Genomic DNA, 23,834 nt, shown 5'->3' with positions numbered 1-23,834 from the left:
TCGCGACGGACTGTATCGGCGGGTCTCCGGGCAACGGCGTGCCCGTGACTGGGACCTTGCTCACAGCATGCTCCTTCGACCGCAACCAAGCACGGCCGCCGAGCATCCCTACACACACACGACCTCAGGGGGGCACCTATGCACCGTACGTCCGTTCTGCACAGATCGCTCATGTCCCTCGTGGCGGTGGCCCTGGCCGCAGGGTGCACGAGCCAGGGAACGGGCGGGCACAGCGCCAAGCCGCCGGCCGCCCCGAGCGCCCCGTCGAAGGCCCCGTCGGCGCCCGCCACCGCCACTCCCGCGGCCGACGACGCGAAGCCCCCCGCCCCGTCCCCGGGAACGCCGGGCGGGCAGACGGCGGAGCCCAGGGTGCTGATGGCGGAGGGCACCGAGACCGAGCAGGTTCGCGAACTGCAGGCGCGGCTGCGCCAGATCGGTCACTTCCACCGCAGCCCCACGGCGTTCTACGGCTCGATGACGGCGAAGGCGGTCAGCGGCTTCCAGCGGAAGGGGGGACTCGCCGCGACCGGTTCGGTCGACGAGACCACCTGGCAGCGGCTGCTCGGGCTGACCCGCCCGCCCACGGCCGACGAGCTCCGGCCCGCGACGACCAACACCCTCGACACGCCCGATCCGCGGTGCATGAAGGGGCGCGTGCTCTGCATCAGCAAGGAGAGCAGGACGCTCGCCTGGATGATCGACGGCACGGTCGTGGCGGCGATGGACGTGCGCTTCGGATCGGAGAACACACCCACCCGCGAAGGGACGTTCAACGTGGGCTGGAAGGCCAAGGAGTGGGAGTCGACGCTCTACCACACCCCCATGCCGTACGCGATGTTCTTCAGCGGCGGTCAGGCGGTGCACTACTCCTCGGACTTCGCCGCCCGCGGCTACAACGGAGCCTCGCACGGCTGCGTCAACGTCCGGGACAAGAAGAAGATCGCGTCGGTCTTCGCCCAGGTGAAGGTCGGCGACAAGGTCGTCGTCCACTGGTGAGGCGGTGCGGGCCGCGCGGGCGGCCGGCACGGCGCTCCGCGGGAAGCGGACCGAGCGGGAGAAGTGAGGAGGCGCGGGCGGGACCGGGGGAACGTGTCCCGCCCGCGCCTGTGTGCTCTGAGCCGTGGGTACGGGGGGAACCCCGGCTCAGGCATCGCCGATGACCAGTCGGCTCACTTAGTACTGCGCCGGCCAGCCAAAAAACGTCACACCTGGCCGGAAAATTTTCCTGAGAAAGGAAAACCGCAGGTCAGAGGGATGCGATCGAGAGGGTGCGGACACCGTCCTCCGCCTGCCCGCCGCCGACGGGCAGGCCGGCGGAGGCCGTGGGGAGGGACGAACCGGGGACGGACGCCCCGGAAACGGCGGGCCGGAACGCCGGCCGCATGTCCGTCGGGGGCACGAACGGCTGCTGCGCGGGACCGGGCCGCACGGAGGTGGGCGGCAGGAACGGGGAACGGGGGAAGCCACCCGAACCGGAGCCGTCACCGCCGTCGTCGCCGTCGTCACCTCCGCCGCCCGGGCCGCCGTCGCCCCCCTTGTCGCCGCCGTCACCACCGCTGTCGCCCTCGCCGTCGGCGGCCAGCATCCGGTCGCAGAAACGCTTCACGCGGTCCGCGCCCTGCGCCGCGGCCTCCAGCTTGCGCTTGCGCTCCTCGTCGAGCGTGCCGTTGCGGTAGTCGCGGCAGGCGTCGACGGTCTTGCGGTACCAGTCCCTGCCGTAGGTGTCCCCGTCCGTGCGGCCGTCGTGCGGCGCGGTGGACTCGACCCGCCCCGGACCGGAGCTCGGCCCGTCCCCTGGTCCGCCCGGAGTGTCGGTGCCGCCCGAGGCCGCGGGGGCGCTCGGCGAGGGGGGAGCGTCCGCGGGCGACGGCCGGTCGGGACTGCGGAGTCCGTCGGTCGAGGGCTCGGAGGTGACCGGCCCGGGGGTGACGGCACCCGAGACGGAGGAGGCGGGCGCCGGCTGAGGGCCGCCGAACGGCGTCGGCAGCACGCCGACCCCGGCGGCGACGGCCACGCCGCCCACCGCGAGTCCGGCCAGCGAGGCCGCCAGTCCCCAGCGCACCGACCGGCCCCAGGAGACCTGCCGGGTCTCCGGCGTCAGGCGCACCGTCGGAAGCAGCTCCGCGGCGCCGCCGTCACGCGCCTTGCGGAACGCGGCGAGCGCGGCGTCCTCACCTCTCAGCGGCTCGGCCACCGGGCCCTGGGCCCGCGCGCCGTCGAGCAGCTCAGCCAGCCGAAGGGCCTGGTGACGCGCGTCAATGCCGACGGGCTCGACCGGTTCACCGCGAAGCAACCGCTCCGCCGCGTCCTGATCGAGCCATTCGTAACGCTCGTCGGCCATCACATGTCCTTCTGCGTCCGCAGACGCGAATGCGTCACACCGGCGGAGCGGGACGCGCCGGGGCGAACGTTGCGCGGAGACGGTACCGCGCCGAGTCCCGTCCCGCGCCCAGGAGTCTCGGACGCCCCTCCGTGCTCTGCTCCGTGCTCGGCCCCCATCAGCTCCGCGAGCCGCTTCAGCCCCCGGTGGGCGGCGGTGCGCACCGCTCCGGGCCGCTTGCCCAGGGTCTTCGCCGCGCTCTTCGCGTCGAGGCCGACCACCACGCGCAGCACGACCGCTTCGGCCTGGTCCTGGGGGAGCTGGGCGATCAGTTCCATGGTCCGGCCGGTCGACAGGGCTTCCATGGCCTCGCCGGCGGTGTCGGACTCCGCGGGTTTCCCTGTCAGTTCGGTCTCGTCCCCGCCGACCGCCGGGCGCCTGCCGCGCATCCGTATGTGGTCGAGAGCGCGGTTGCGGGCGATGCGCGCGGCCCAGCCGCGGAAACGGTCGGCGTCACCGCTGAACCGGTCGAGGTCCCGGGCGATCTGCAGCCAGGCCTCGGACGCCACATCCTCGGCCTCCGGCTCGCCGACCAGCGTCCTTATGTATCCGAGCAGCCGCGGGTGAACGGCGCGGTACACAGTCCGGAAGGCGTCCTCGTCTCCGTCCTGCGCCGCGCTCACCGCGGCGGTCAGCTCCGCGTCGTCCCCCAGCACTCCCACTACCCGTTCGTCATCGCGGCTGGTCACCACCGCCGCACAGCCCAGCGCGCAGCGCCACGCTACGTCCTCCGCGGGGGCCGCGTCCATGTCTTGTACAACCTGCAACATTCTGCGGCAGGGGCGCGGTGTGACAGAAAACGCACCTGCGGCGCTGAGAGAAGTACGGGGCCGCCGCGCGGCCCTGGCGGACGGCGACCGGGGCCTCTCCTGTGGGGGGTGGCGGCCCCGGTCGTCCTTTCGCCCCTCCCCCGGATGACGAATCCGGTCGGCCCCGGGCCTGCTCAGCACGCCACCTTTCGGCTGCTGCGGCCGTGCAGCAGCAGGTAGAGCCGCTGCACGGACTCCTCCGGGCCACCCACCTCGAAGCGGTTGACCACCTTGCCCAGCGGGTTCCACGCCCGGCCGTCGGGCATCCGGATGCCCGTCGGCTGCCCGAAGAACTCCCGCTGCCCTGCGTCGAAGTCGATCCACTGCCCACCTGCCCGGCGCACGATGACCTCGCCGGTGTACGCGCCGAGACCCCGCAGGACTTCCTCGACCCGGGCCCGTTCGGGACGGTTCTGCCGTAGTCCGTCCACGACGAAGTCGACGATCCGCAGGCTGGCCACGGAGTAGTCGAGCGGAAGTCTGTTCCGCTCGGTCAGGTGCGCGACGAAGCGGGTGACGTAGGCGCGCATGTCCTGTGCGCCGGGCAGTGTGCCGAAACGGTTGTCCATGCTTGATCAAGCGACGCCATTGTCATGGCCATCACGAGAGATGGGCGTATCGGTTGTCACACCGGCAACTTCCGTCGCCCGTACAACCATGTACGGAACTCAGGCGTCTGGTGACGATCTCGCGGGAGCGACGGCGGCCGGGCGGCCGACGGGCCAGCCGATCGCGATGATCCAGGCGACGTACATTCATTGCACAAGGGATGAATCAGTCTGCGACGGAGAGCGGCCAGGTGGCCCCTGCGGCAGTTCGCACCAGACCGTCTTGGTGCCGGGCCCCTGGTCGACTCCCCACCGCAGGGTCACTGCGTCGAGCAGCGCGAGCCCTCGTCCGCCCTCGTCGTCCCCGGCGGCGACACGCAGGACGGGCAGGGCCCGGGGGTCGGGGTCAGTGATCTCCACGCGCGTGCGGCCTTGCCCATGGAGGACACGAACGGTCACCGGCACCCCTTCGCCGAGGTGACGGATCACGTTCGTCAGCAGTTCGCTGACACACAGCTCAAGGTCCGGGCGGAAGGCGTCGCCGAGGTGCTCGCACACGGCGCGGCGCACGTCGGGCACGGCCTTCGCGGTGGCGAGGAGCTCCAGGGTCAGCGGCAGCATCAGACGGCCCCCTTGCGCAGGGCGGCCACCAGGGCGCGGGCGGTGGTCACATTGCAGTTGCCGAGCGCGATCAGCGGCCGGGTGGGGCAGCGGGCCGCGAAGGTCGGCAGGTCGACACCGAGGGACGGCAGCGTGATGCCGTGGGCGGCGAGGGCGGAGCGGAGCTGCTCGACGCAGTCGTCCGCGTCCGTCGTGTCGTGCATGGGACACACCTTCCTGTGCGCTCTGTGACGAATCACTCACACAGTGGCGTGACGGGCCCTACCGTGAAAGGGGTTCGGATTCCCGCACGTGAACGGCGTGAATCCGGCGCGCGGTTGGTAACGGCACCAGGCGGGGACCATGGGACGACGCAAGGACATCGACGGCTCGGCAGGGGTACCTACGTTCTACGGCAAGGAGCTGCGCTGGCAGCGGGAGCGGGCCGAGCTGACGCTTCAGCAACTGGTGGAGGGCAGCTTCTACGGCGTCAGCCACCTCAGCGAGATCGAACGTGGCGAGCGGCGCATGCCGGCGGAGCTGGCGGAGCACGTCGACCGAATGCTCAAGACGGACGGGTTCTTCAAGCGCCGCTGTGAAGACGTACAGAGAGCCTGACGGCGAGGGCACGCAAAGTACTTTGAGCGGGTACTGGAGGCGGAGAAGCACGCGGAGACGATCGAGGAGTGGAGCCCGACGCTCATTCCGGGCCTGCTGCAGACGGAGGAGTACGCGCGGGCTGTAGTGCGGGCGACGCACCCACTGGCGCCCGATGAGGACGTGGAGGAGAGGGTGAGCGCCCGCATGCCGCGGGCCCGTCTGTTCGAGAACGACCACAACACCCCGACGTACTGGGCGATCCTGCCGGAGTCGCTGCTTCGCGGACCGATCCTCCCTCCCGAGCAGATGGCCGAACAGCTGTACCGCATCACGGCGTTGGCGCACCGGCATCGGATCGTTCCACAGGTCCTTCCCGGGAACTGCGGGCCGCATCCCTTCATGCTCGGCACCGCGAAGATCATGACCTTCCCTGACGCGCCGCCCCTGGTCTACACCGAGGCTCTGCACAGTGGTGACACCATCGACGATCCGGCCCTCGTGAAGGACTACCGCAGGTCGTACGATCTGCTCAGGGCCGCCGCACTGCCACCCGAGGCGTCCCTCGCCCTGATCGAGGAAGCGGCTGAGGTTTACCGAGATGGCAAGCACCCAGATTGACTTGAGCGCCGCCGTCTGGCGCAAGAGCAGCTACAGCAACGGCAGCGGCGGCGACTGCGTCGAGGTCGCCGACGGACTCCCCGGTGCCGTCCCCGTCCGCGACTCCAAGCGCCGCCACGGACCCGTAATCGTGGTCCCTGCCGGCGCCTGGGCGGCGTTCGTCACCGCCGTCAAGGCGTAACCGCGGGGCAGGTTCCCCGTACCGCCCGAGTCACCTCGGGCGGTCGGTCGGCTTCCCCGGCTCACGCTCCTTGGGCGGCTTCCCAGCCTCCGGGCTGACCACAGGACCGGCCCCGGGACCGTCCTTCGGGCCGTCGGGCCGAGGCTGCCCGGCGGCGGCCGACTTCTCCTCGCACCAGGCGCGTACGGCCTCCGGACCACCGGCCTGCGCCTCCAGACGAGCCTTCGCTTCACCTCGCGGCGGTTCGCCCTTGCCGTCCAGCGCATCCAGATAGACGCGGCACAGCGCGTCCTCGGCCGCGGGTGGCATGCCGCTGGGCCTGTTCTTCGCGAGCCCGGTCGCCCCGCTTCCGGGCGTCGGGGAGGGCGTGATCGAGGCTTCCGGTGTCCCGGACTCCGTCCGCGCCCTTTCCGTGGACCGGGTCTGCACGGGCTGCGGCTCGTCCCGGCCGGGCTTCTCACTCCCGCCGAACGGTACGGGAATCGGGAGCGCACCGTTGCCCGCGGCGACGGCCACCCCGCCCAGCGCCCCCATGACGAGGCCCGCGATCAGACCTCTGACCAGCAGTCGGCCACGGCGCCGTTCGGCCTCCGGCCGCCAGTCGTCGCGGGCCCGCCTGCGCCACCACGGCACGGGCGCGGCGTGCAGCCCCGCGTCGCGCGCCGTACGGAACGCGGCGAGCGCCTGCTCCTGCGCGGACGGATCGGACACACCGGGACGACGTGCCGCTTCGAGCAGCGCGTTCAGCTCTGGAGTGCGGGGCTCTTCCCGTTCGTCCCGTTCCGGTGTCATTTCGTCTCGTCCTTCAGGGCACGCGGTCGCGTTCGTGTGGGGGCCAGTCGCTCGGCCAGTCTCCTCAGCCCGCGGTGCGCCGCCGACCGTACAGCGCCGGGGCGCTTGCCCAGCACCCGGGCCGCCGCGGGGCCGTCCAGCCCGACGACGACCCGCAGCAGCACGGCCTCGGCCTGGTCCCGCGGCAGGCTCCCGATCATCTCCAGCGCCTGCTCGGTGGAGACGGTCTCCAGGGCGGCGACGGCCGTGTCCCGCCCGTCCGGAAGTTCGAGTACGTCCTGCTCGAGCAGCGATGTCTGCGGCCGCCGGCGCTGCTTGCGCAGATGGTCCAGCGCCCGGTGACGGGCGATCGTCGCGGTCCAGCCCCGGAAGCCCGCGCCGTCCCCGCGGAAGCGGCCCAGATCGCGGGCTATCTCCAGCCAGGCGTCGGAGGCCACGTCCTCGGCATCCTCGGCGACGAGCCCCCGGAGGTAGCCGAGCAACCCGGGTTGCACCAACCGGTACACCCGGGCGAACGCGTCCTCGTCCCCCTCCTGAGCACGCGCTACGACGACGCCGAGCTCCCCCTCGTACGCCTCCACACTTCCCTCTTCATCTGCGGTCCGGCCGCCGGGCCGACCTCACAAAGCCGTCACGGAAACCCTGAGCACGGCACCCCTGCCGGCGCTGCCGCCCAGCAGCAGCTGCGGCCACTGAACGGAGTCGTCCGCCCCACCTCGAACAGGCTGCCCACCTTACCCACCGGGTCGGACACTCGGCCGCCACACACGTGGAGCCCCCGCGCGGGCTCGGCCCTCGCTCTGTCGGGCTCGCGCTTCGCCGTCCGCCGCACCGGCCCAGCTCGCGCCCAGGGCAGGCCGGGCCGCAGGAATGGCTGGGATTGGGAAAGCCCTCAGTCGACGCGAGGGCGTCAGGGCAGCATGTCGCCCCGGTTCACGCAGGTGTACGAGCCGTCGTCGTTGCGCCCCACGCTGACTCCATCTCGATGGTCCCGCCGAAGCCGATCAGCACCACGAAATCGGCGAAGGTGAAGACGAAGGCGGCTGCGCAGCCGCGCCCCGCCTCCGGCCGGGGACGGGACGGCGGTCTGGACTCGCGCGCAGGCTCGGCGGATCGTTCGTCGATCACGGCCGCTCCTCCCTCTCTTCGACGAGCCGTCGGCGTAGCGGCGTAGCGTGGGGCGAGCCGTGCCGCGAGCTCTTCCGACCCCGGAGACCTCAATGACCGTCACTGCTCAACTCGTCGCCACCGTCGCCGCCCCCTAGGACCCCGAGTCGGCGGACGCCCCGCAGGTGCTGCACTGGGCCGGACGCAAGGTGCTGGTGCAGCGCGGGGACGCCGAGTTGGCCGTCCGTGACCTGGACGGGGACGGGGCGGAGGTGCGATTCCCCGCCCCCTGGCCTCGCGCGTACGGCTCGGTGGCGGTCTCGCCCGGGCGTGATGTCGCCGTGTTCGCCGGTGTGCACGCGTTGCGGGCCGTGGACGCGGGCGGCGCCGTCCGCTGGGAGATCCCGCACGGCTGCTGGTCCGCCACCGTCTGCGAGGAGGCCCACGCCTCGTTCGAGGAGTACGCCGACGATCACGGCCACGGTCATGGCGACCACGGCTCGGCGGCCTTCACCTCCGACGGCAAACTCCTGTGGGCCCACATACGCACTCACGCAGAGCCGGGGCAGGGCACCACCGAGGAGTGGCTGGTCCTCGCCCCGCCGACGGAACGGTACTGGCCCGCGCAGCGACGGGGACTGTGACAGCGGGCTCCTACCACTTCCCCCATCCGGACCCGGCGTACATGGGACTGTCCATCGGTCAGGGCGACGACGACACGCCGCACCGGTCGGCCCAGCGCAGCAGTTGACTGATGGCGTGTCTGATCTGCGCGTCGGGTGCGCGAAGGCGACCTTGGAGGTGAGGACGTACCGGCCGTGCTCGGCGTTGGCCAGGTGCGCGAGCGGTGTGGGCAGCTTGATGCTGACCTCGCCGTCCGGGGTGACGCGGATCGTCTCGTTCCCGTACCGCTTGCCGGACTCGCCGTCAGCGGCGAGGAACCAGCGTTCCGCCTCCCAGCGCTGGCGCCACTCAGGCTCGGTGAGCTGCGCGGCGTCCAGGTTGTGACGGTTGTTGATCAGACGCCTGCCGCCGCGCACGACGTGCACGACACCCGCCTCCCGCTCCACGCGCGCAACGTCCAGGCGGTCCTCCAGCACATGCAGGCGGCGCGACTTGCGGAACCACTCGCCCTTGGAGCGGTAGCCGCCCGGGGCGCGCTTGGTTCCCTTCTCGCCGATGGGCTGGGACAGGCGGTGCATGAGGGTGCGGACACCGGCCTCAAGCCCTTGGATGTGGGCGAGCTGGCAGCGCCGGGACAGCGCCCACTGGTCGTGGGTGGCCTTGGTGAGCGCACCGGCCCACCGGGACGACGACTTCGCGGTCAGGCCCTGCTTGCGGGCGGCCCACGTGTCGTTGTTGTGGTCCAGACCGTCAGCACACCGGGCTTTGAGGTCCAGGGAGGCGAGGCGTCCGAGGTGTTCGCCGACCAGGCGCAACACCTTGTCGTCCACGTCGGTGGGGTGCTTGAGGCGGTCGCGTATCGCCACCCCGGACGGGCCCAGGGCGACGAAAGGGTCCTCGAACTTCCGGAGCTTCTTCTCAGCCATCGGCAGCCGCCGCCTCAAGGGCCTTGCGGGCCCGGTTCTTCGCCGAGCGTCGCCCGTAGAGGCGAGCACAGAACGAGGTCAGCACCTCCACCATGTCCCGCACCAGGTCGTCTTCCACTTCGCCGTCATCAAGGACGACGAGACGACGACCCGATGTGGACAAGGCCGCTTCGACCAGTTCGACATTCATCCGGCCAAGCATGTCCTTGTGCTCCACCACCACGGTGGTCACCTTCGGGTCTGCCAGTAGCCGCTTCGCCTTGGAACGGCAGCCGTTCATACCCGAAGCGATCCCGGACTCGATCCGCACGACCCGGTGACCGGCCTGAGAGGCCCACACCGACAAGCGTGCGGTCTGACGCTCCAGGTCGGGCTTCTGATCGTGCGAGGAGACGCCGGCGTACAAGCCCACACCACCGATCACGTTGGCTGAGGCGTTCGCTTCGATGTTCACCAGGATCGTGCGCGGCCCCACCCGGCGCGCGGGTACCGGCAAGGTGCCCTCATGAAACCAGCGATATCCCGCATGCGGGTTCACCCCCTGCGCCCGCGCCCACTCCGTCAGGTTCATACGCTGATAACGCACCACCCCCTCACGGTTACGCACACTCAACAACCTTTCGCGGCCAGCAGTTGGCAACCCCTTCCCCGTCTCGGGCTCTCCCCTCTCCGCGGGCCGGGGAGCGTGGTGCACCGTCTCCAAGGACGGGACCGCTCTGCATCTGTGGCGCCTGCGGGACGGGGAGTGAGGAGCGGCATCCAAGTACCGCCCGCGCGACGTCAGATGACGTCGTTCTCGACCTCCTCGTAGACCCAGTCGGCCCCGGATCCGACCAGTGAACCCGTCCGCGTACGAAAACGCCCCCGTGCCGGAACACCGAAGAACGGCGCTCCGCCACGAGGGCGCTGCTGGGCGCGTTACTGCCACTTGCATCAGCCCTGGGCAGGGGTCGGACCGGATCAGAACAGCGAGTTGTTCCCCCGCAGTCGGCGGCGCAGGAACGAGGCGAAGGTCTGGTCGTGCAGATGCGTCAGGGACGTGCCGTCGGGCTCGACGTACGCGACGCGCCATTCCGCCGGATCACCGCCGAGCGCGAGCCACCCGAACGCCCGCCCCTCCAACTCGCCCCACTGCAGGAACACCGGGTCCTCGGTCAACCAGCCGACCCGGTCTACGGGGAACACCTTCATCCCGGCGATCACCCCGCCGGGGAACTCCCGCATCACCGCCAGATACTCCTCCGGGTACGCCAGCGAGGACTCCCGGGCCGCCTCCAGTGCCCGGGCGACGCGCTCCTGCGCGTACTCCCGGACACCGGGGACGCCAAGCGCCCGCAGTCTTGTGACGAGCTCGTCCACTGCCCGGACGTCCCGGTTCGCCATCGCCATGGCGGTCGCGCGCATGTCGTCCGCGACCTTCCAGAACGAACCCGACTCGTACTCCTCGAAACTCTCGAACGCGGGAGTGCCCTCCTCGCGCGCCATCAGCGTCCGTGCGACGAACTCGGAAGCGGAGAAGGGAAGGTCCAGCCAGAGCTGGAAGTCCTTGTCCGCCAGGACCGTCGTCCATTCCTCGGTGTCCGGCGCCGCGGTGTCCCACAGCAGCACCCCGTCGCGCGCGGTCCGGCCCCAGGGCACCAGGCCCCCGGGCTCCGGGTGGAGCGACGCCGGGAGCGCCTGCTCGCGGGAGGTCAGGGCCTCGCGCATGTCTCCGAGACGCAGCTCCGCCTCCGCCGCGAAGTCCTTCACCGAGCGCACCGGGACGTCGGCGCGGTTCAGGATCACGGACCCCGCGACCACGCCCGCGGGCACCGCCCGCAGCAGCAGCTCGAAGTCACCGGGCACGACCTGCCCGGACGCCTCTCCCTCCGCGCACGTCGGAGCCGTGAGCCCGAGAAGTCGGACGACATCGTGAAGATTCATGTGTACCTCTCTGAACGGCGTCGACGGTGGGGCGGGCGGGCCGACGGCCGCCTGCCCCACCGCCTCAGCTGCGCCGGATCAGTCGTGGACCCCGGACGCTACCAGCCGGGAGAACGAACCCGACGAGCTCGAAACGTGCATGTGCACGCCGATCGGATTCACGTATCCAGGCACGTAGACCGGGATGGACTGGTAGTAGACCTTCTCGCCGAGCTTGAGCCGCCGCTCGATCTCGTACTCGACGGTCCGCATGCCCTCCTTCTGGTTCTGGTACATGGTGGTCGGGACGATGTTCTCCCGGAAGTGGCTGCCGCCGAACTCACGGGCGATCAGGTGAGCCCGGTTCCAGTCGTCGGACTCGTCCTGGAGGTCCCAGCCCCGCGGATTCTGTGGACCGGTGTTGTCCAGATCCGCCGGCTGCGACGGGTCCAGACAGGCGAACCCGCCGGTGGCCCGGCCCTGACTGTCCACCGGGGAGTTCCACACCAGGCTCGGACCGGAGGACTCGTGGCACCTCCGGCTCTCGTTGTCCGCATTGTCGATCGCCTTGCGCTGCGGGGACTTGTCCTCGTCCGGCCCGGCCGCCCTCATGCCCGAGAAGATTCGGACGATCATGGAGACCGCCGCCCCGGTGTGGAACTTGCCGTTGAAACCGCTACCGCCGCCCGGCGGACCGGGCGCCGGGCCCGGAGAGGGCGACGGAGTCGGCGCGGTGCTCGTCCCGCTCGACGAGCCGGACGAGGTCACGGAATCGGCGGTCGGCATCAGCTGGCCGAGCGCCGTGGCCGCGTCGGACAGGTTCTGCTGACCCTCCGGCGTCGCCGCGTACAGGGCCGTGGCCAGAGCGGCGCCCGCCCACCACAGGGCCGGGATGGCGAACGCGAGATGGCCGTCCAGCTCGACGAAGCTGGTCGGATTGCCGCCCGCGAACGCGTAGCGATTGCCGGTGAACGGGTCCGCACCCAGGTTCATGTCGGCGAGGGCGCCGTTGTACATGTCCCGGGTGGTGAAGCGGTTGAGACCGGGGCTGTAGTCCCGGAAGCCCATGTCATACGTGCCGGACTGGGCGTCCCAGCGCTTCGCGTTGAACCGGTACGGGTTGTACTCCTGCTTCGTCGGGTCAGCGGCGTCCGGCTTGTCGATGCCGGTGAACTCCGTCTTGTCGTCGGAGCCGTAGGCGGTGTAGCCGTACGTCGCCTTGGTGTCGCCGTCCTTGTCGGTCAGCGTCTCGACGTCGGTGTGGGCGTTGTAGCCGTAGTAGCCGTCCTCGCCCGTACCGTCGGTGTTGTGCTTGACCTGGGACAGACGCTCGCCCCACGGGCTGTACTGGTACGACTTCGTCAGCGCCCCGGCGACTTCCTCGCTCAGCACCTCGCCGGACATGCCGAGGTAGTTGAAGTCGGTCGTCTTGCCCTCGGCCGTCTTCGAGGCGGTGCGGTCGAGCGGATCGAAGGTGTACGTCGTCGTCTTCAACGCGCCGCTCTCGTCCCGCTTCTGGGACTCCACGACATGGTCGAAGCCGTCGTACACGCTTCGCTCGATGACCTGACCGCCCGAGGTGACGGACTCCTGCCGGCCGAACGGGTCGTAGTTGTACGTGGCCGCCGAGCCCGATGTGGTGGCCCGCAGCAGTCGGTTGCGGTCGTACTCGAAGTTGGTCGTGACACTGTCGACCGTCTGCGAGACGACGTTGGCGTTGTCGTCGTGGACGTACTTCTCGGTGCCCGCGCCGTTGCCGGTCTTGACCGACTCGGTGAGCCGGCCCGCCGGGTCGTAGGTGTAGTCGGTCGTGGATTCGAGGTACGCCGCATGGTTGTCGGCGTTCATCTTCTTCGCGATGTCCTGCGCCTTGCTGCCGTTGAGGTCGTAGGCGTAGGTGTGCGAGGAGACGAGCGTGCCGGAGCCCTTCTTCTCCGTGGTCGACCTCAGGTCACCGCCGAGCAGGTACGTGTAATCGACGGTGTTTCCGTTGGCCTTGGTCTCCTTCAGCCGCTGGCCGCGGTCGTTGAACGTGTACGAGGTGACCTTCGGCGAGGCGTCCGTGGCAGACTTCCCGACCGAGATCGTCTTGACCAGCTCGCGCAGGTCGTAGGAGTACTTGGCGTACTGGGTCGGGTGAGTGACCGTGTCGGCCTGGCCGTTGGCGTCGTACGTGTACGACGTGACCTTCTTCTCCTGGCCCGCGAGCGCCTCGGTCACCTTCTGGACCTGGTTCAGCCCGTCGTAGACGACCGTGTACGCGTCGATCTTCGCGCCCGAGGACGTGTCGTCGATCGACGTCAGGTTTCCGTTGACGTCGTAGGCGTACGCGAAGGTCCGCTTCTCGGTGTCCGTCTCACCGGCCGTGTCGCGCACCAGCTTGACCCCGTCGGCCACCGCTGTGCCCGAGCTGCTCTGCTCCAGCTTCAGCGTGGCGTCGTTGCCCTGCTTCAGGCTGTAGGAGCCCAGCGACACCCAGGTGCCGGCGGCTGCCGTCTGGTCCTTGGAGACCGCCGGATGCGTGGTCGCACCTTGCGCCAGCGTGTACTTCGCAGCCGTCGCCGCGCCCGTCACCTGCGGGTACTTCACGTACGCGGTGTACGTGCCGTCCTTCGGGATGTTGAGCGTCCAGGTGAAGGCGTCCGTGCCGCTCCCGGCCGCATGCGTGCGGTGGTCATAGCCCTGCTGCCCCGTGCGGTCACCGGTCGCCCAGGTGCCCGTGGCGGCGGTGTGCTGGCTGTCGGAGTTGTCGACGAGCACGACCGACTTGCCCACCGGCACACCGTCGTCCGACTTGGACTTGAGTTTGCCGTCGGGGTAGTACGACTGCGTCATCGTGCGGTCCGAGGAGCCGCCCGCGGACGTGAGCGTGCGGGCCTTCTGGTACCCGAGATCGGTGTAGTCGTACGTCGTGGCGATGTCCCACGCGTCGGTGGACTTCTTCGTCCAGCCGTTGTCGTAGTACTCGAAGACCGTGTCGTTTCGGACCGTTTGGCCCTTCGACGGCGGCAGCGACTGCCGCGCGACCCGGCCGACGGCGTCGTACACCGTCTGCGTGTAGACGTTCGGGTCGCTGTGCGCCGGGTCGGTCGGGTCGTACGGCTGGTACTGCTTGACCGGACGGTTCAGGACGTCGTACTCGGTGCGTGACACGAAGTCGTCGGCGGTGGCCGTCGCGGCGCCCTTGGGGGTGATCACCTTGGTGGTGTTGCCGGCCTGGTCGTACTCGTACTTGGTGACGCGGAACGTCGTCGCGTCGTACGGGACCTTGACCTCGGCCTGCTTGCCCCGCTCGTCGTACGTGTACGTCGTGGTGCTGTTCGCGGGGTCTGTGGACGTGAGGACGAGACCGTCCTTGTCGTAGCTGCGCGAACTGGACTTGCCCGCCGCGTCCGTGAAGGTGGTGACCCGGTGGTTCAGGTCGTACACCATTTTGGACGTGTGGTCGGTCGTGTCCGGGGTCGCGTTCTTCTTCGGGTCGACGACCTTGACCGCGTTGCCGACGTTGTCGAACTCGTAGGTGATCTTGTTGCCCGCGGCGTTGACGGCCGAGGTGAGCTGGTAGATCGCGTCGTAGTGGTTGGTGGTGACGTAGTCGGTGGCGTCCGAGGTCTTCAGCGTGCCCTTCGGCTCGGTGACGGTCTTGACGTTGCCGACCTTGTCGTAGGTGTAGGCCGTGCGCCGCTCGGGCGAGGTGGCCGTGTCCTTCGGAGCCGTGGCCGAGACGATCTGGTCCGCGGCGTCGTAGACGGCGGTGGAGACCGCACCGTTCGGCGCCGTCGACGTGGTCACGTTGTCGTTGGCGTCGAAGACCGGGGCGGGGGTCGTGATGTACTCGCCCGCGGCCTGGTTCTTCGGGACCTTGCTCTCCTTCGGACGTCCGAAGGTGTCGTAGGTCTGGGTGACCTTCTTGCCGAGGGCGTCGGTGACCTCACGGACCTGACCACGTTCGTCATAGACGAAGTCGCTCGACTTGCCCAGAGCGTCAATGATCTTCGCCGGGTAGCCAGTGGGGCCGAAGTCGCTGGAGGCCGTCGGGTTGCCGTTGGGGTCGATCGCCTTGGTGAGCTGGCCGTGGGCGTCGTACTCGTACGACGTGGTGTAGTCGCCGGCGGCAGGCGTGGCGACGCCCTTCGGGTCGGTGACCGTCTTCAGGTTGCCGAACGTGTCGTAGCCGAACTGCCACTTGCGGCCCTCGGGAGAGGTCTTGGTGAACAGGTCGGCCGAGTAGCCGTCAACACGTGTCTGGTACGTGTACCGGGCCGAGTTCTCCGGGTATGTGCCCGGGGCACAGTCGCCGGGAGGCGGAACTCCGGACTTGTTCTGCTCCGCGTCGCGCTTCCAGAGCGGGTAGCCCGTCTTCTGGTCGTAGCAGAACGCGGTCTTGGCGCCGTTGGCCTCCTCCAGGTACGTGACGTTGTGGTCCGCGTCCCACGACATCTTCGTGGTCTCAGACTTGGCGTTGGTCGTCTGGACGGGGCGGCCGAGGTTGTCCGTCACATAGTCGGTCGCGTGGTTCTCGGCGTCGATGACCTTGGTGTCGGTGAACTCAGGGTTGGTCGCGTTGGCCGCGTAGGTGAAGTCCGCGGTGCCCTGCAGACGGTCGGTGATGGTCTGCGTGCGCCAGTGGTACTTCGGGTCGTCACCTTCCCTCGGGAAGTAGTACCCCAGCTGTGTGTGGTTGCCGCGCGGGTCGGTGACCTCGACCAGCTTGACGTTCTTGTTCCCCTGCGTGGCGTCGTAGGTGAACTTGAACACCTTGGGCTGGGACGAACCCACGCCGTCGGTGAACTGACCGAGCAGGCCCTTGGTGGTGTAGTAGAACTCGATCTTGCGGCCCGAGATGTCCGTCACGGACCTCACGTGGTCGTAGATCTTGGAGTTGTTCAGGCTGCCGCTGTCGGTGGTCAGCACGCCCGAGTCATTGACGTACTGGTAGCCGGACTGGCCCTTGGTCCAGTAGTCGACGGCCAGCGACTGACGGCCGGCCGGGTCGGTGATGTACGTGAGGAACTTGGTCGGCTTGTTGTTGGACTTGCGCTCCTCGTACGTGTACGTCTGCGTGTTGCCGTTCTTGTCGATGGCAGACGTCATGTAGCCGTCGCAGCCGAACAGGAACCGCGTCCCGTCCGGACGCGTCAGCGTCCAGGCGTCCGGGACCGGGTCCTTGTTGGGCTTGCAGTCCAGGCCCGACTTCATCGTGACCTTGTAGTGGACGCCCGCGGGAGCCTTCCACGTGCCGTCCTCCTGCTTGCGGAAGACGTGCGTGGTGCCGTCACCGTCCGGGAGACGGATCTCCGTCGGGTTCGGGTTGGGGTGGAAGTCCAGCGGCGCGCCCAGCCTGATCGGGCCGGAGATCTGCGCCGACCAGCCATGGCCCGAGACCGTGTCCGAGGTGTCGAGGCTGTTGTATGCGAAGCGGGCGAAGGTGTTGAGCCCGCGGCCCGGGTTGTTGAACGCGTTGTACGACCAGACGCTGTTGCCGGAGGCCAGGTTGTTCATGACCGTCGAGCCGGCACCGGTGTTCTTGCCCGTGTAGGCATAGAACTTCTCCAGACCGAGCTGGTCGGAGGTCGGTTCCTCGACGGCCACGTTCTGCTTCAGCGGCGCGATGCCGCCGGTCCCGGCGGACAACCAGGTGCCGTCGGAGACCTTGCGCACGTCCCAGCCCAGTGCGTACTCGTCCCGCTTGTTGCCGGCGGCCGAGTCGGACGGGGTCTTGACCTGCGCCTGGATCGTCGCCGACTTGCCCGGCAGCAGGGCCGGGATCGGCGTCTTGAGCTGGTTGCCGGCCGTGGTGGCGTCGGTGCCGTCGGGCAGCTTCCACGTGTAGGACAGCTCGCGCTCACCGGCGGCCCACGCGTTCCCTGTGGTGTTGGTGACCGTGACGTCCTCGGTGTACGTGGAGTCCGTGGCCTTCCGGGACGGCGTCTGCGGCGCGTAGTACGTGTCCTCCGTCGTGGAGTCGACGTAGATCACGCGCAGCAGGGGACGGAGCTGCGGGTCGGGCGCGGCGGCGGACAGGAAGATGGAGCGCTCCTGCGGGCCGGCCGTCGTCTCGTCCTTCAGCTTGAGCAGGGTGCCCTTGTTGCTGCTGGGCGTCTTGACCCAGCCCTGGGTGAGGGAGGTCGCGTCCCACCAGTGGCGGCCGAGGTCCGTGTTGAACGCGGGCACGTAGTCGGAGACGACCGAGGAGTGGTCACCGCCGGCGGTGGTCCACGCGGTGGTGGAGTTCGCGTTGTTCCAGGTGGCCTGGGTCTCGGTGAAGTCCCGGGTCAGCCCGTGCAGGTTGTACTGGGCCTTGGACGCGGTGTCCCGTGTCGTCATCGTGGACCACAGGAAGACCCGGCTTTCCAGCACCGTGGCGGTGGCGGGGATCGTGGTCGTGGGCCACTTGATCACCGAGCGGGTCTTGCCGTAGGTGGCGGAGTTGTTGCCGACGGTCAGCCAGTCCTGCCCGACAGTGCCCTGCTCGATGGTGTTGAGGTTCGTCGTCGGCTTGAGCGAGGACAGGGTGGTGTCCGTGACGCCCGCGCCCGCCTGGATCAGCCGCATCGTGCGGCCGGCCTTCGGGATGCCCACCACGCGGGTCGGCGAGCCGAGGACCTGGCCGTCGGCCGTCTTGACCGCGATCTGGTAGTAGTACGACTTCCCGATCTCCGCGCTGCTGGAGTCCGGCGTCGGGACGGCCGTGGTGTCCGTGTACGTGGTGGCCGTCTTGGCGATCGGCGCGATCAGGGTCGCGGCGGAAGGCGTGAAGACCTGCTGCGTGGAACGGTGCAGCTGGTACTCGGCGATGTCGAGGTCCGCGTCACCGGTGGTGTTGTTGTACGCGGCCCAGGACAGCTCGGGGCCGGTGCCGTGCACGACGGTCGGCGAGTTCAGCGAGGTGCCGGTCTTGCCGAAGGTGACCGTCAGGCGCGGGATCGTGGACGTCTCGCCACCGTAGTCGTAGTCCCCGGCCTGGTACTGGGGACCGCCGAGCGGTGCGGTGCCGGACTCGTCGACGGCCTTGACGACGAAGCCGTGGTTCGTCGCCGTGCCCGAGACCCACTTCTGGACGGTGTCGCCGACCCGGAAGTTGTGCCACTGGTTGTACTCGCCGATGTCCTTGCGGACCTGGGCCGGGTTGACCAGCCGGACGCCGTCGGCGATGGTCCGCTTGGTCGAGTCGCCCGTGTCACCGAGGACGATCTTGCCGGCGTTGCCCTTGGCGAAGTCGATCTGCGTGGTGCCGAGCTGGCGCCAGCCGGTCGTGCCGGTGGCCTGGTTGACCGTGAAGTTCGCGGTCGGCTCGGCCGAGGTCACCGTGTACGGGGCGGCCGTGGCGCCGTCCGCCTGCACCGGGGTGTGGACCTCGACCTTGTAGTCCGCGGCGTCGACGATGTTCGGCTGCCAGGTGTAGGACTCACCGGTCGCGGTGTTCTTGTTGTAGGCGTAGTCGCTCGCGTGACCCGTGCCGCTGACCCGCGGCCACTCGCCGACCGCGGCCGTACCGGTGTCGCCGTCGTCCATCAGGACCGTGGTCGCGGACTGCTCACCACCTGCCAGCGCACTGGTGTTGTTCCACGTCGCAGTGGTCTCGTCCCAGGCGCCCGTTGCCCGGCGGACCTCCACGTCCACGTTCGTGGAACCCGTGGTGTGGACCTGGTCGAAGTACAGCGACAGCTGCGCCGTGTCGATCTTCGAGCCGGCCGGGATCTCGTCCAGCGGGAACTTGATCAGCGAACGGGCGATGCCCGTGCTGCTGGTCTTGCCCGCCGACATGTCCCAGGTGCTGTTGAAGTTCGTCGTCGGCGCGTCCGAGCGGACCATCACGTCCTGCGACTCCGTCGGCGACGGCGCGATCGTGATCGTCGGGTCGATCACCACCGGGTACTGCCGCTCCGGAGCCGCCAGCCACGTCGCGTCCGGCGTCACCGTCAGCCGCCACTGCTTGCCGTGACGGCTCAGCTCCTGCGAGACCTTGGGGCTGTAGGACGTGCCGTACGGGGACGCCTTGTCCTTCTTCGCGTCCGTCATGAACGCCGGCGGGATCACCAGCACCGGGTTGGCAGGATCCTCGCCGAACAGGGCGATCGACCCGTCGCCCCGCTCCTTCGGCTCCAGCGGGCCCGCGTCCAGCGTGAACACGAACCGCACCGGCTTCGCGGGCCGTTCGGCGAGGGTGATGTTCTCCTTCACCCGGCCCGCGCCCACCTCGTACGAGACGTCCGCGCCCGCGGCCAGATCCTTGTAGGTGACCGTGTCACCCTTGGCGGTCGGCGCGACGCCCTTGGCCGCGCCCTCCAGCCCCAGGGTCACCGCCTGGCCGGCGGCCGTCTCGAACCGCACCAGCTTCGACGCGTCCGAACCAAACCAGCTGCGGCCCGCGTTCGTCGTGTTGGCGTAGGCGAACCCCTTGGCCTTCGACGCCGTCACCGTCGTGTCGATCGGCTTCCACGAGCCGTCCGCCTCCGACCGGTACGACTCCGGCGAGGCCGACAGCTCCGCCTCGACGCGCCCGTCCGACATCTGCCAGAACCTCGCCTGCGGCGTACGCCGCTGCGTCAGCTCCTTGACCCGCTTCGGCTGCGGGAGCACCTTGCCCTTCGGCAGTTTCTGCCGACTGGGTATCTCCAGCTTCCCGCCGACGGGGGGCTTGTCCGCCCCTGCTTCGTCGTCGGAGAACCAGCCCGCAATCGTGTCGATGACGCCCTTGTCGTCGTCGCTCGACGGTGATGCGGGGGCCGCGTAGGCGATCTGCGGCAATAGCGTGCTCGCTACCGCCGAGACGACAAGACAGGAGAGAGATCTCCTGTACGGAACTTTCACCTCAATACCTTTCCGCATCGGCGAACCCAGGTCGCCGCATGCGAAATGGGCACGCCGAACGAGCCGGAGCGGAGAATTCCACCCGGCTTTGAGCATGGCGAAGCAACCGCGAAAAAGGAGTGGCGCATTCTTTTTCACGGAGATCGCGGCGGGTTTCTAATCAAGCAGCTGATGCCCTGTCAACTGCGCGGACATAACTGGACAATCAGCAGGCCACAGGAGGGGCGGTTCGCCCGCTTCATCCGCTCGCTCGCGCCGGATCGGCGGCATGGTGTATAAACCCCCGGTTCCACGTCAGCCAATCACCGAAAGCCGGTCCACTCATGTCGTCCAATGAACTCCCGGAACGTACGGCGCCGGAGAAGGAATCACCGGCGGAGGAAACGCCGACGAAGGAACTCGCCGAACTCTCCGGACTCGCGCCGGCCGAGAACACCGCGCCGGAGGGCGAGGCCACGGAGGGCTCTCCCGACCGGCGCGGCCTGCTGATCGCCGCGGCCGTACTGCTCGCCTGCGGCGGGCTCGTCGGCTACGGCGTGCTCAACACGAAGGAGGAGCCGAAGCCCCGCGCCGTCCCGACGGCGGAAGTGACGTACGAGGTCACAGGGACGGGCACGGCCGAGATCGCGTATCTCGCGCGCAGCGAGGCCGGCACGGCCACGGTCGAGAAGGGCGTCACCCTGCCCTGGAAGAAGTCGGTCGAGGTCCCTCTGGGCCAGGCCCCGAGCGTGGCCATCGTCCTCGACAAGAAGGGCGGCCGGGCCTCGTGCACGCTCGCCGTCCGCGGGCAGCACGTACAGCGCGCCACGGCCATGGGCGAGTTCGGGCGGGCGACGTGTTCGGGCGAGCTCCCCGCCGCCGGAGCGGGCGAGGACTGACCCGGACCCGTGCGAGGCGGGCCCGTGCGACACAGACCCACGCAACGCGCTACGCGCACCGCACGACCGGCGAGCACACTGCACGACCAGCGAGAGCACGCACGACGATCATGCTGTGACTCGTGTCACATCCCATGGTTTCCCGTGACGGTTCGGCATCCGCCATCGCTGTGTGAACCAGGCCATCCATGAGACGGATGAGCCGCGAGTGAATCTCCAAGGGGTGGGGCATTTGAGTCCGCGTACGTCACATGCGTACCGACCATTGAGCATGAAGCGCCGGGTGTGGCTGACGCTCGGCGCCGTGGTGCTGGGTGGTGCCGGTGTGGTGACCGTGGCCACGGCGAGTCCGTCGGACAGGCCGCAGCCGCTGCGGCTGCACGAGCGGGCCGCCGAGCTGCGTTCACTCGCTCTCGCCAAGGGCGGCGCCACCGACCGGGACCTTCCGGCGACGACGACGGAGCCGTTCTCCCTGGTCGGCATCGGCTGGGACGACGACTCCGCGAAGGTCGCGGGCATCGTCGCGCAGGTGCGGACGCGCAGTGCCGAGACCGGGCGGTGGTCCGGCTGGCAGTCCGTGGACCTCGCGGAGTCGGACACTCCGGACGAGGTCGAGAGCGACGGCGGACGCGGAGCGTCCGAGCCGCTGTGGGTCGGCCCTTCCACCGCCGTGCAGGTGCGCGTGGACGGCCGGGCGGCGCTCCCCAAGGGCCTGAAGCTGCACATGGTGGACCCGGGCGTGAGCAAGGCGGAGGCCGAGAACCCCGCCGCTCCGGCCGCGGCGCTGAGCACGCCCGCCGCGGACGCGGACATGGACAGCGCGGCGTTCGCCGTGGAGGAGACTCCCGGCGCGACCGCGACGGACACCCCGGCACCGACGGACACCGCCGCCCCGGGCGGCACGGCGACCCCGACGGACAGCGCCGCGCCGAGCGACACGGCGGCGCCGACCGAGACCGGCACGCCGACCGAGACCGCGACGCCCACGCCCACGCCGACCAAGCCCGCTGCGCTGCCGTCGACGGTCAGGCAGCCGTCGATCATCAGCCGCGCCCAGTGGGGGGCCGACGAGTCGCTGGTCGAGGACCCCGCCGAGTACATCGAGAAGGTCCAGGCGGTCTTCATCCACCACACCGTCGGGGCCAACAACTACAGCTGCGCCGAGTCCGCGGCCCTGGTGCGCGGCATCATGGAGTACCACATCAACGCCGAGGACTGGAACGACCTCGGCTACAACTTCCTGGTCGACAAGTGCGGCCAGATCTTCGAGGGCCGCGGCGGCGGTATCGACCTTCCCGTCAAGGGCGCGCACACCTACGGCTTCAACAGCTACTCCACCGGCATCGCCGTCCTCGGCGACTTCGAGGGCGACCCGGCGACCGGAAAGCCCGCCGGACAGCCGACGAAGGCCGCGCTGCAGTCGGCGGCCCGGGTCGCGGCCTGGAAGCTCGGCCAGTACGGCGGTGACCCGCAGGGCAGCGTCACCCTGACCGCGCAGGGCAACACCGGCAAGTACGTCACCGGCCAGCAGGCCACCATGAAGGTGATCTCCGGGCACCGCGACGCCTTCGCGACCGCCTGCCCCGGCAAGAACCTGTACGCCAAGCTGTCCTCGATCCGCGGCTTCGCCGCCGGCGCCGGCCGCAACTCCGCGATCCCGACGGCCGACTACAACCGGGACGGCATCACCGACCTGGTCGCGGGTCTGCCCAAGTACGCGAGCAGCGCCGGCCGCGTCACCGTTCTGCCCGGCACCACCGACGGGCCGAGCACCACGGTGCGCACGTCCATCGACCAGAACAGCGGGGACGTGCCCGGCGCCAACGAGAGCGGCGACCAGTTCGGCACCACGTCCGCCTGGGGCGACTACAACGGTGACGGCTACGCCGACCTGGTCGTGGGCGCCCCCGGCGAGGACGACGAGTCGGGGCACACCGACACCGGCTCGGTGACCGTGCTCAACGGCCCCGGTCTCACCTCCGGCGTCAGCTACATGACCTCGCCCGCCTACCGCGTGACCGGTGACAAGCTCGGCACCGCCGTCGCCGTCGGCGACTTCAACGCCGACGGCACCGCGGACGTCCTGTCCGTCGCCCCCGGCAAGCCGGGCCGCTGGTGGGTGTTCGAGTCCAAGAACCCCACCTACGCCACCAAGGCCGGCTGGCTGAGCGACACCGCGAACACCTCGGTGGTCTCCTTCGCCTCCGCCGGAAGCGGCGACTTCAACGGCGACGGCTACGCCGACGCCGCCATCACCTACCGCGACTCGTCGGGTGTCGGCCGGATCCTCGCGCTCAAGGGCACGGCCAACGGCCTGGAGCGGATCGGCGTCCTCTACCCGCGCGGCGGCCGCTCGCTCGCCGTGGGCGACATCAACGGCGACGGCTACGACGACCTGGCCATCGGCCAGCCGAACTCCACGGAGTCCGGCCACCTCGCGACGGGCGGCGCGGTCGCCCAGGTGCTCGGCTCGCCCACGGGCCTGACCAAGGACGGCCGTGCCACCTTCAACCAGAACAGCACCGGGATCCCCGACAGCGACGAGTCCGGCGACACCATGGGCGCCTCGGTCTCCGTCGGAGACGTCAACCTCGACGGTTACGCCGACGTGCTCGTCGGCCTGCCCGGCGAGGACCTCACGCGGGACGGCGCCAACCAGGCCAACGCGGGCCAGGCCCTCCTGATCCGCGGCTCCGCCACGGGCATGACCGCCACCGGTTCGGTCGCGTACCACCTGGACACCGCCGGAGTCCCCGGTACGACCGCGCCGAACGAGCGGCTCGGCGCCGCCGTGAGCCTGACCGACCTGTCCGGCTACAGCCGTGCCGATCTCGCCCTCGGCGCGGACGGGACGGACGCCAACAACGGCACGATCCTCCAACTCGACAACAGCAGCACGTCGGGTGTCGTGCCCTCCTCCGGCGTCTTCTACGGCGTCAGCACCCTGGTCGCGCCCTCGGGCCTGGGCATCGGGCGTCTCATCACCCCGTAGCACCACACCACAGCGCCACCACCGAACGGCAGCGGCCGGGACCCCGAGGAGAAGGGGGGCCCG

General features: G+C 69.7%; 16 protein-coding genes and 1 pseudogene. 5 read left to right on the top strand and 12 right to left on the bottom strand.

All coding sequences use genetic code 11. The annotated features are described in order from the left end of the window. Positions 1–171 precede the first annotated feature (171 nt). The gene (locus BLT82_RS03400) at positions 172–996 is read left to right on the top strand and encodes a L,D-transpeptidase family protein (RefSeq protein WP_093652664.1); all 825 of its coding nucleotides are present in this window, start codon (positions 172–174) and stop codon (positions 994–996) included. 250 nt (positions 997–1,246) lie between these two features. Here BLT82_RS03400 and BLT82_RS03395 read toward each other — a convergent pair whose 3' ends face one another. The 5 genes from BLT82_RS03395 to BLT82_RS03375 form a co-directional block, all read right to left on the bottom strand. Further along, positions 1,247–2,341: a hypothetical protein gene (locus tag BLT82_RS03395; protein WP_244291815.1), complete on the bottom strand. Its 1,095-nt coding sequence runs from the start codon at positions 2,339–2,341 to the stop codon at positions 1,247–1,249. Further along, on the bottom strand, positions 2,341–3,036 hold the full coding sequence (locus BLT82_RS03390; protein WP_093652663.1) for an RNA polymerase sigma factor: 696 nt from the start codon (positions 3,034–3,036) through the stop codon (positions 2,341–2,343). Before BLT82_RS03390 ends, BLT82_RS03395 begins: the two co-directional genes overlap by 1 nt. A 287-nt stretch (positions 3,037–3,323) precedes the next feature. Further along, the gene (locus tag BLT82_RS03385) at positions 3,324–3,758 is read right to left on the bottom strand and encodes a hypothetical protein (RefSeq protein WP_093652296.1); all 435 of its coding nucleotides are present in this window, start codon (positions 3,756–3,758) and stop codon (positions 3,324–3,326) included. Between the two features lie 186 nt (positions 3,759–3,944). Continuing rightward, the gene (locus BLT82_RS03380; protein ID WP_208867678.1) at positions 3,945–4,358 is read right to left on the bottom strand and encodes an ATP-binding protein; all 414 of its coding nucleotides are present in this window, start codon (positions 4,356–4,358) and stop codon (positions 3,945–3,947) included. Continuing rightward, positions 4,358–4,561, bottom strand: a complete 204-nt coding sequence (locus tag BLT82_RS03375) for a hypothetical protein (RefSeq protein ID WP_093652295.1) — start codon at positions 4,559–4,561, stop codon at positions 4,358–4,360. The genes BLT82_RS03380 and BLT82_RS03375 overlap by 1 nt, the downstream gene beginning before the upstream one ends. Before the next feature lie 139 nt (positions 4,562–4,700). Here BLT82_RS03375 and BLT82_RS03370 point away from each other — a divergent pair. Continuing rightward, positions 4,701–5,555 (top strand): annotated as a pseudogene (locus tag BLT82_RS03370) (helix-turn-helix domain-containing protein). After that, positions 5,536–5,736, top strand: coding sequence for a DUF397 domain-containing protein (locus BLT82_RS03365; protein WP_093652294.1), 201 nt, complete (start codon positions 5,536–5,538; stop codon positions 5,734–5,736). Before BLT82_RS03370 ends, BLT82_RS03365 begins: the two are co-directional and overlap by 20 nt. Before the next feature lie 30 nt (positions 5,737–5,766). Here the strand turns inward: BLT82_RS03365 and BLT82_RS03360 are convergent, their stop codons facing one another. From BLT82_RS03360 to BLT82_RS03330, 7 genes are all read right to left on the bottom strand, one after another. Then, positions 5,767–6,528: a hypothetical protein gene (locus BLT82_RS03360; protein WP_093652293.1), complete on the bottom strand. Its 762-nt coding sequence runs from the start codon at positions 6,526–6,528 to the stop codon at positions 5,767–5,769. Next, positions 6,525–7,109, bottom strand: a complete 585-nt coding sequence (locus BLT82_RS03355; RefSeq protein ID WP_093652292.1) for an RNA polymerase sigma factor — start codon at positions 7,107–7,109, stop codon at positions 6,525–6,527. Before BLT82_RS03355 ends, BLT82_RS03360 begins: the two co-directional genes overlap by 4 nt. Positions 7,110–7,461: 352 nt before the next feature. Next, a complete protein-coding gene (locus BLT82_RS03350) occupies positions 7,462–7,656 on the bottom strand; it encodes a hypothetical protein (RefSeq protein ID WP_093652291.1) in 195 nt (64 codons plus the stop codon). A gap of 89 nt (positions 7,657–7,745) precedes the next feature. Beyond that, positions 7,746–9,185, bottom strand: a complete 1,440-nt coding sequence (locus BLT82_RS37720; protein ID WP_244291814.1) for a hypothetical protein — start codon at positions 9,183–9,185, stop codon at positions 7,746–7,748. After that, positions 9,178–9,756 carry an IS607 family transposase gene (locus tag BLT82_RS03340; RefSeq protein ID WP_093652290.1) on the bottom strand — a complete coding sequence of 193 codons (579 nt, stop codon included), beginning with the start codon at positions 9,754–9,756 and terminating at the stop codon, positions 9,178–9,180. The genes BLT82_RS37720 and BLT82_RS03340 overlap by 8 nt, the downstream gene beginning before the upstream one ends. Before the next feature lie 389 nt (positions 9,757–10,145). Then, positions 10,146–11,108: a hypothetical protein gene (locus BLT82_RS03335; protein WP_093652289.1), complete on the bottom strand. Its 963-nt coding sequence runs from the start codon at positions 11,106–11,108 to the stop codon at positions 10,146–10,148. 78 nt (positions 11,109–11,186) lie between these two features. Further along, positions 11,187–19,919 (bottom strand): DNRLRE domain-containing protein, encoded by an 8,733-nt coding sequence (locus BLT82_RS03330; RefSeq protein WP_093652288.1) that lies wholly within the window; start codon positions 19,917–19,919, stop codon positions 11,187–11,189. Between the two features lie 305 nt (positions 19,920–20,224). On the opposite strand from BLT82_RS03330, the gene BLT82_RS03325 reads away from it, so the two are divergent. Continuing rightward, complete coding sequence (locus BLT82_RS03325) at positions 20,225–20,779, top strand: hypothetical protein (RefSeq protein WP_244291813.1); 555 nt, start codon at positions 20,225–20,227, stop codon at positions 20,777–20,779. A 271-nt stretch (positions 20,780–21,050) separates the two neighbouring features. Then, on the top strand, positions 21,051–23,771 hold the full coding sequence (locus BLT82_RS03320; protein ID WP_208867677.1) for an FG-GAP-like repeat-containing protein: 2,721 nt from the start codon (positions 21,051–21,053) through the stop codon (positions 23,769–23,771). The last annotated feature ends 63 nt before the right edge of the window (positions 23,772–23,834 follow it).

The organism is Streptomyces wuyuanensis (assembly GCF_900103455.1).
Classification (GTDB): Bacteria; Actinomycetota; Actinomycetes; order Streptomycetales; family Streptomycetaceae; genus Streptomyces; species Streptomyces wuyuanensis.
Note: the sequence above shows the minus strand (reverse complement) of the source record. Positions and strands in the feature narration are given on the sequence as shown.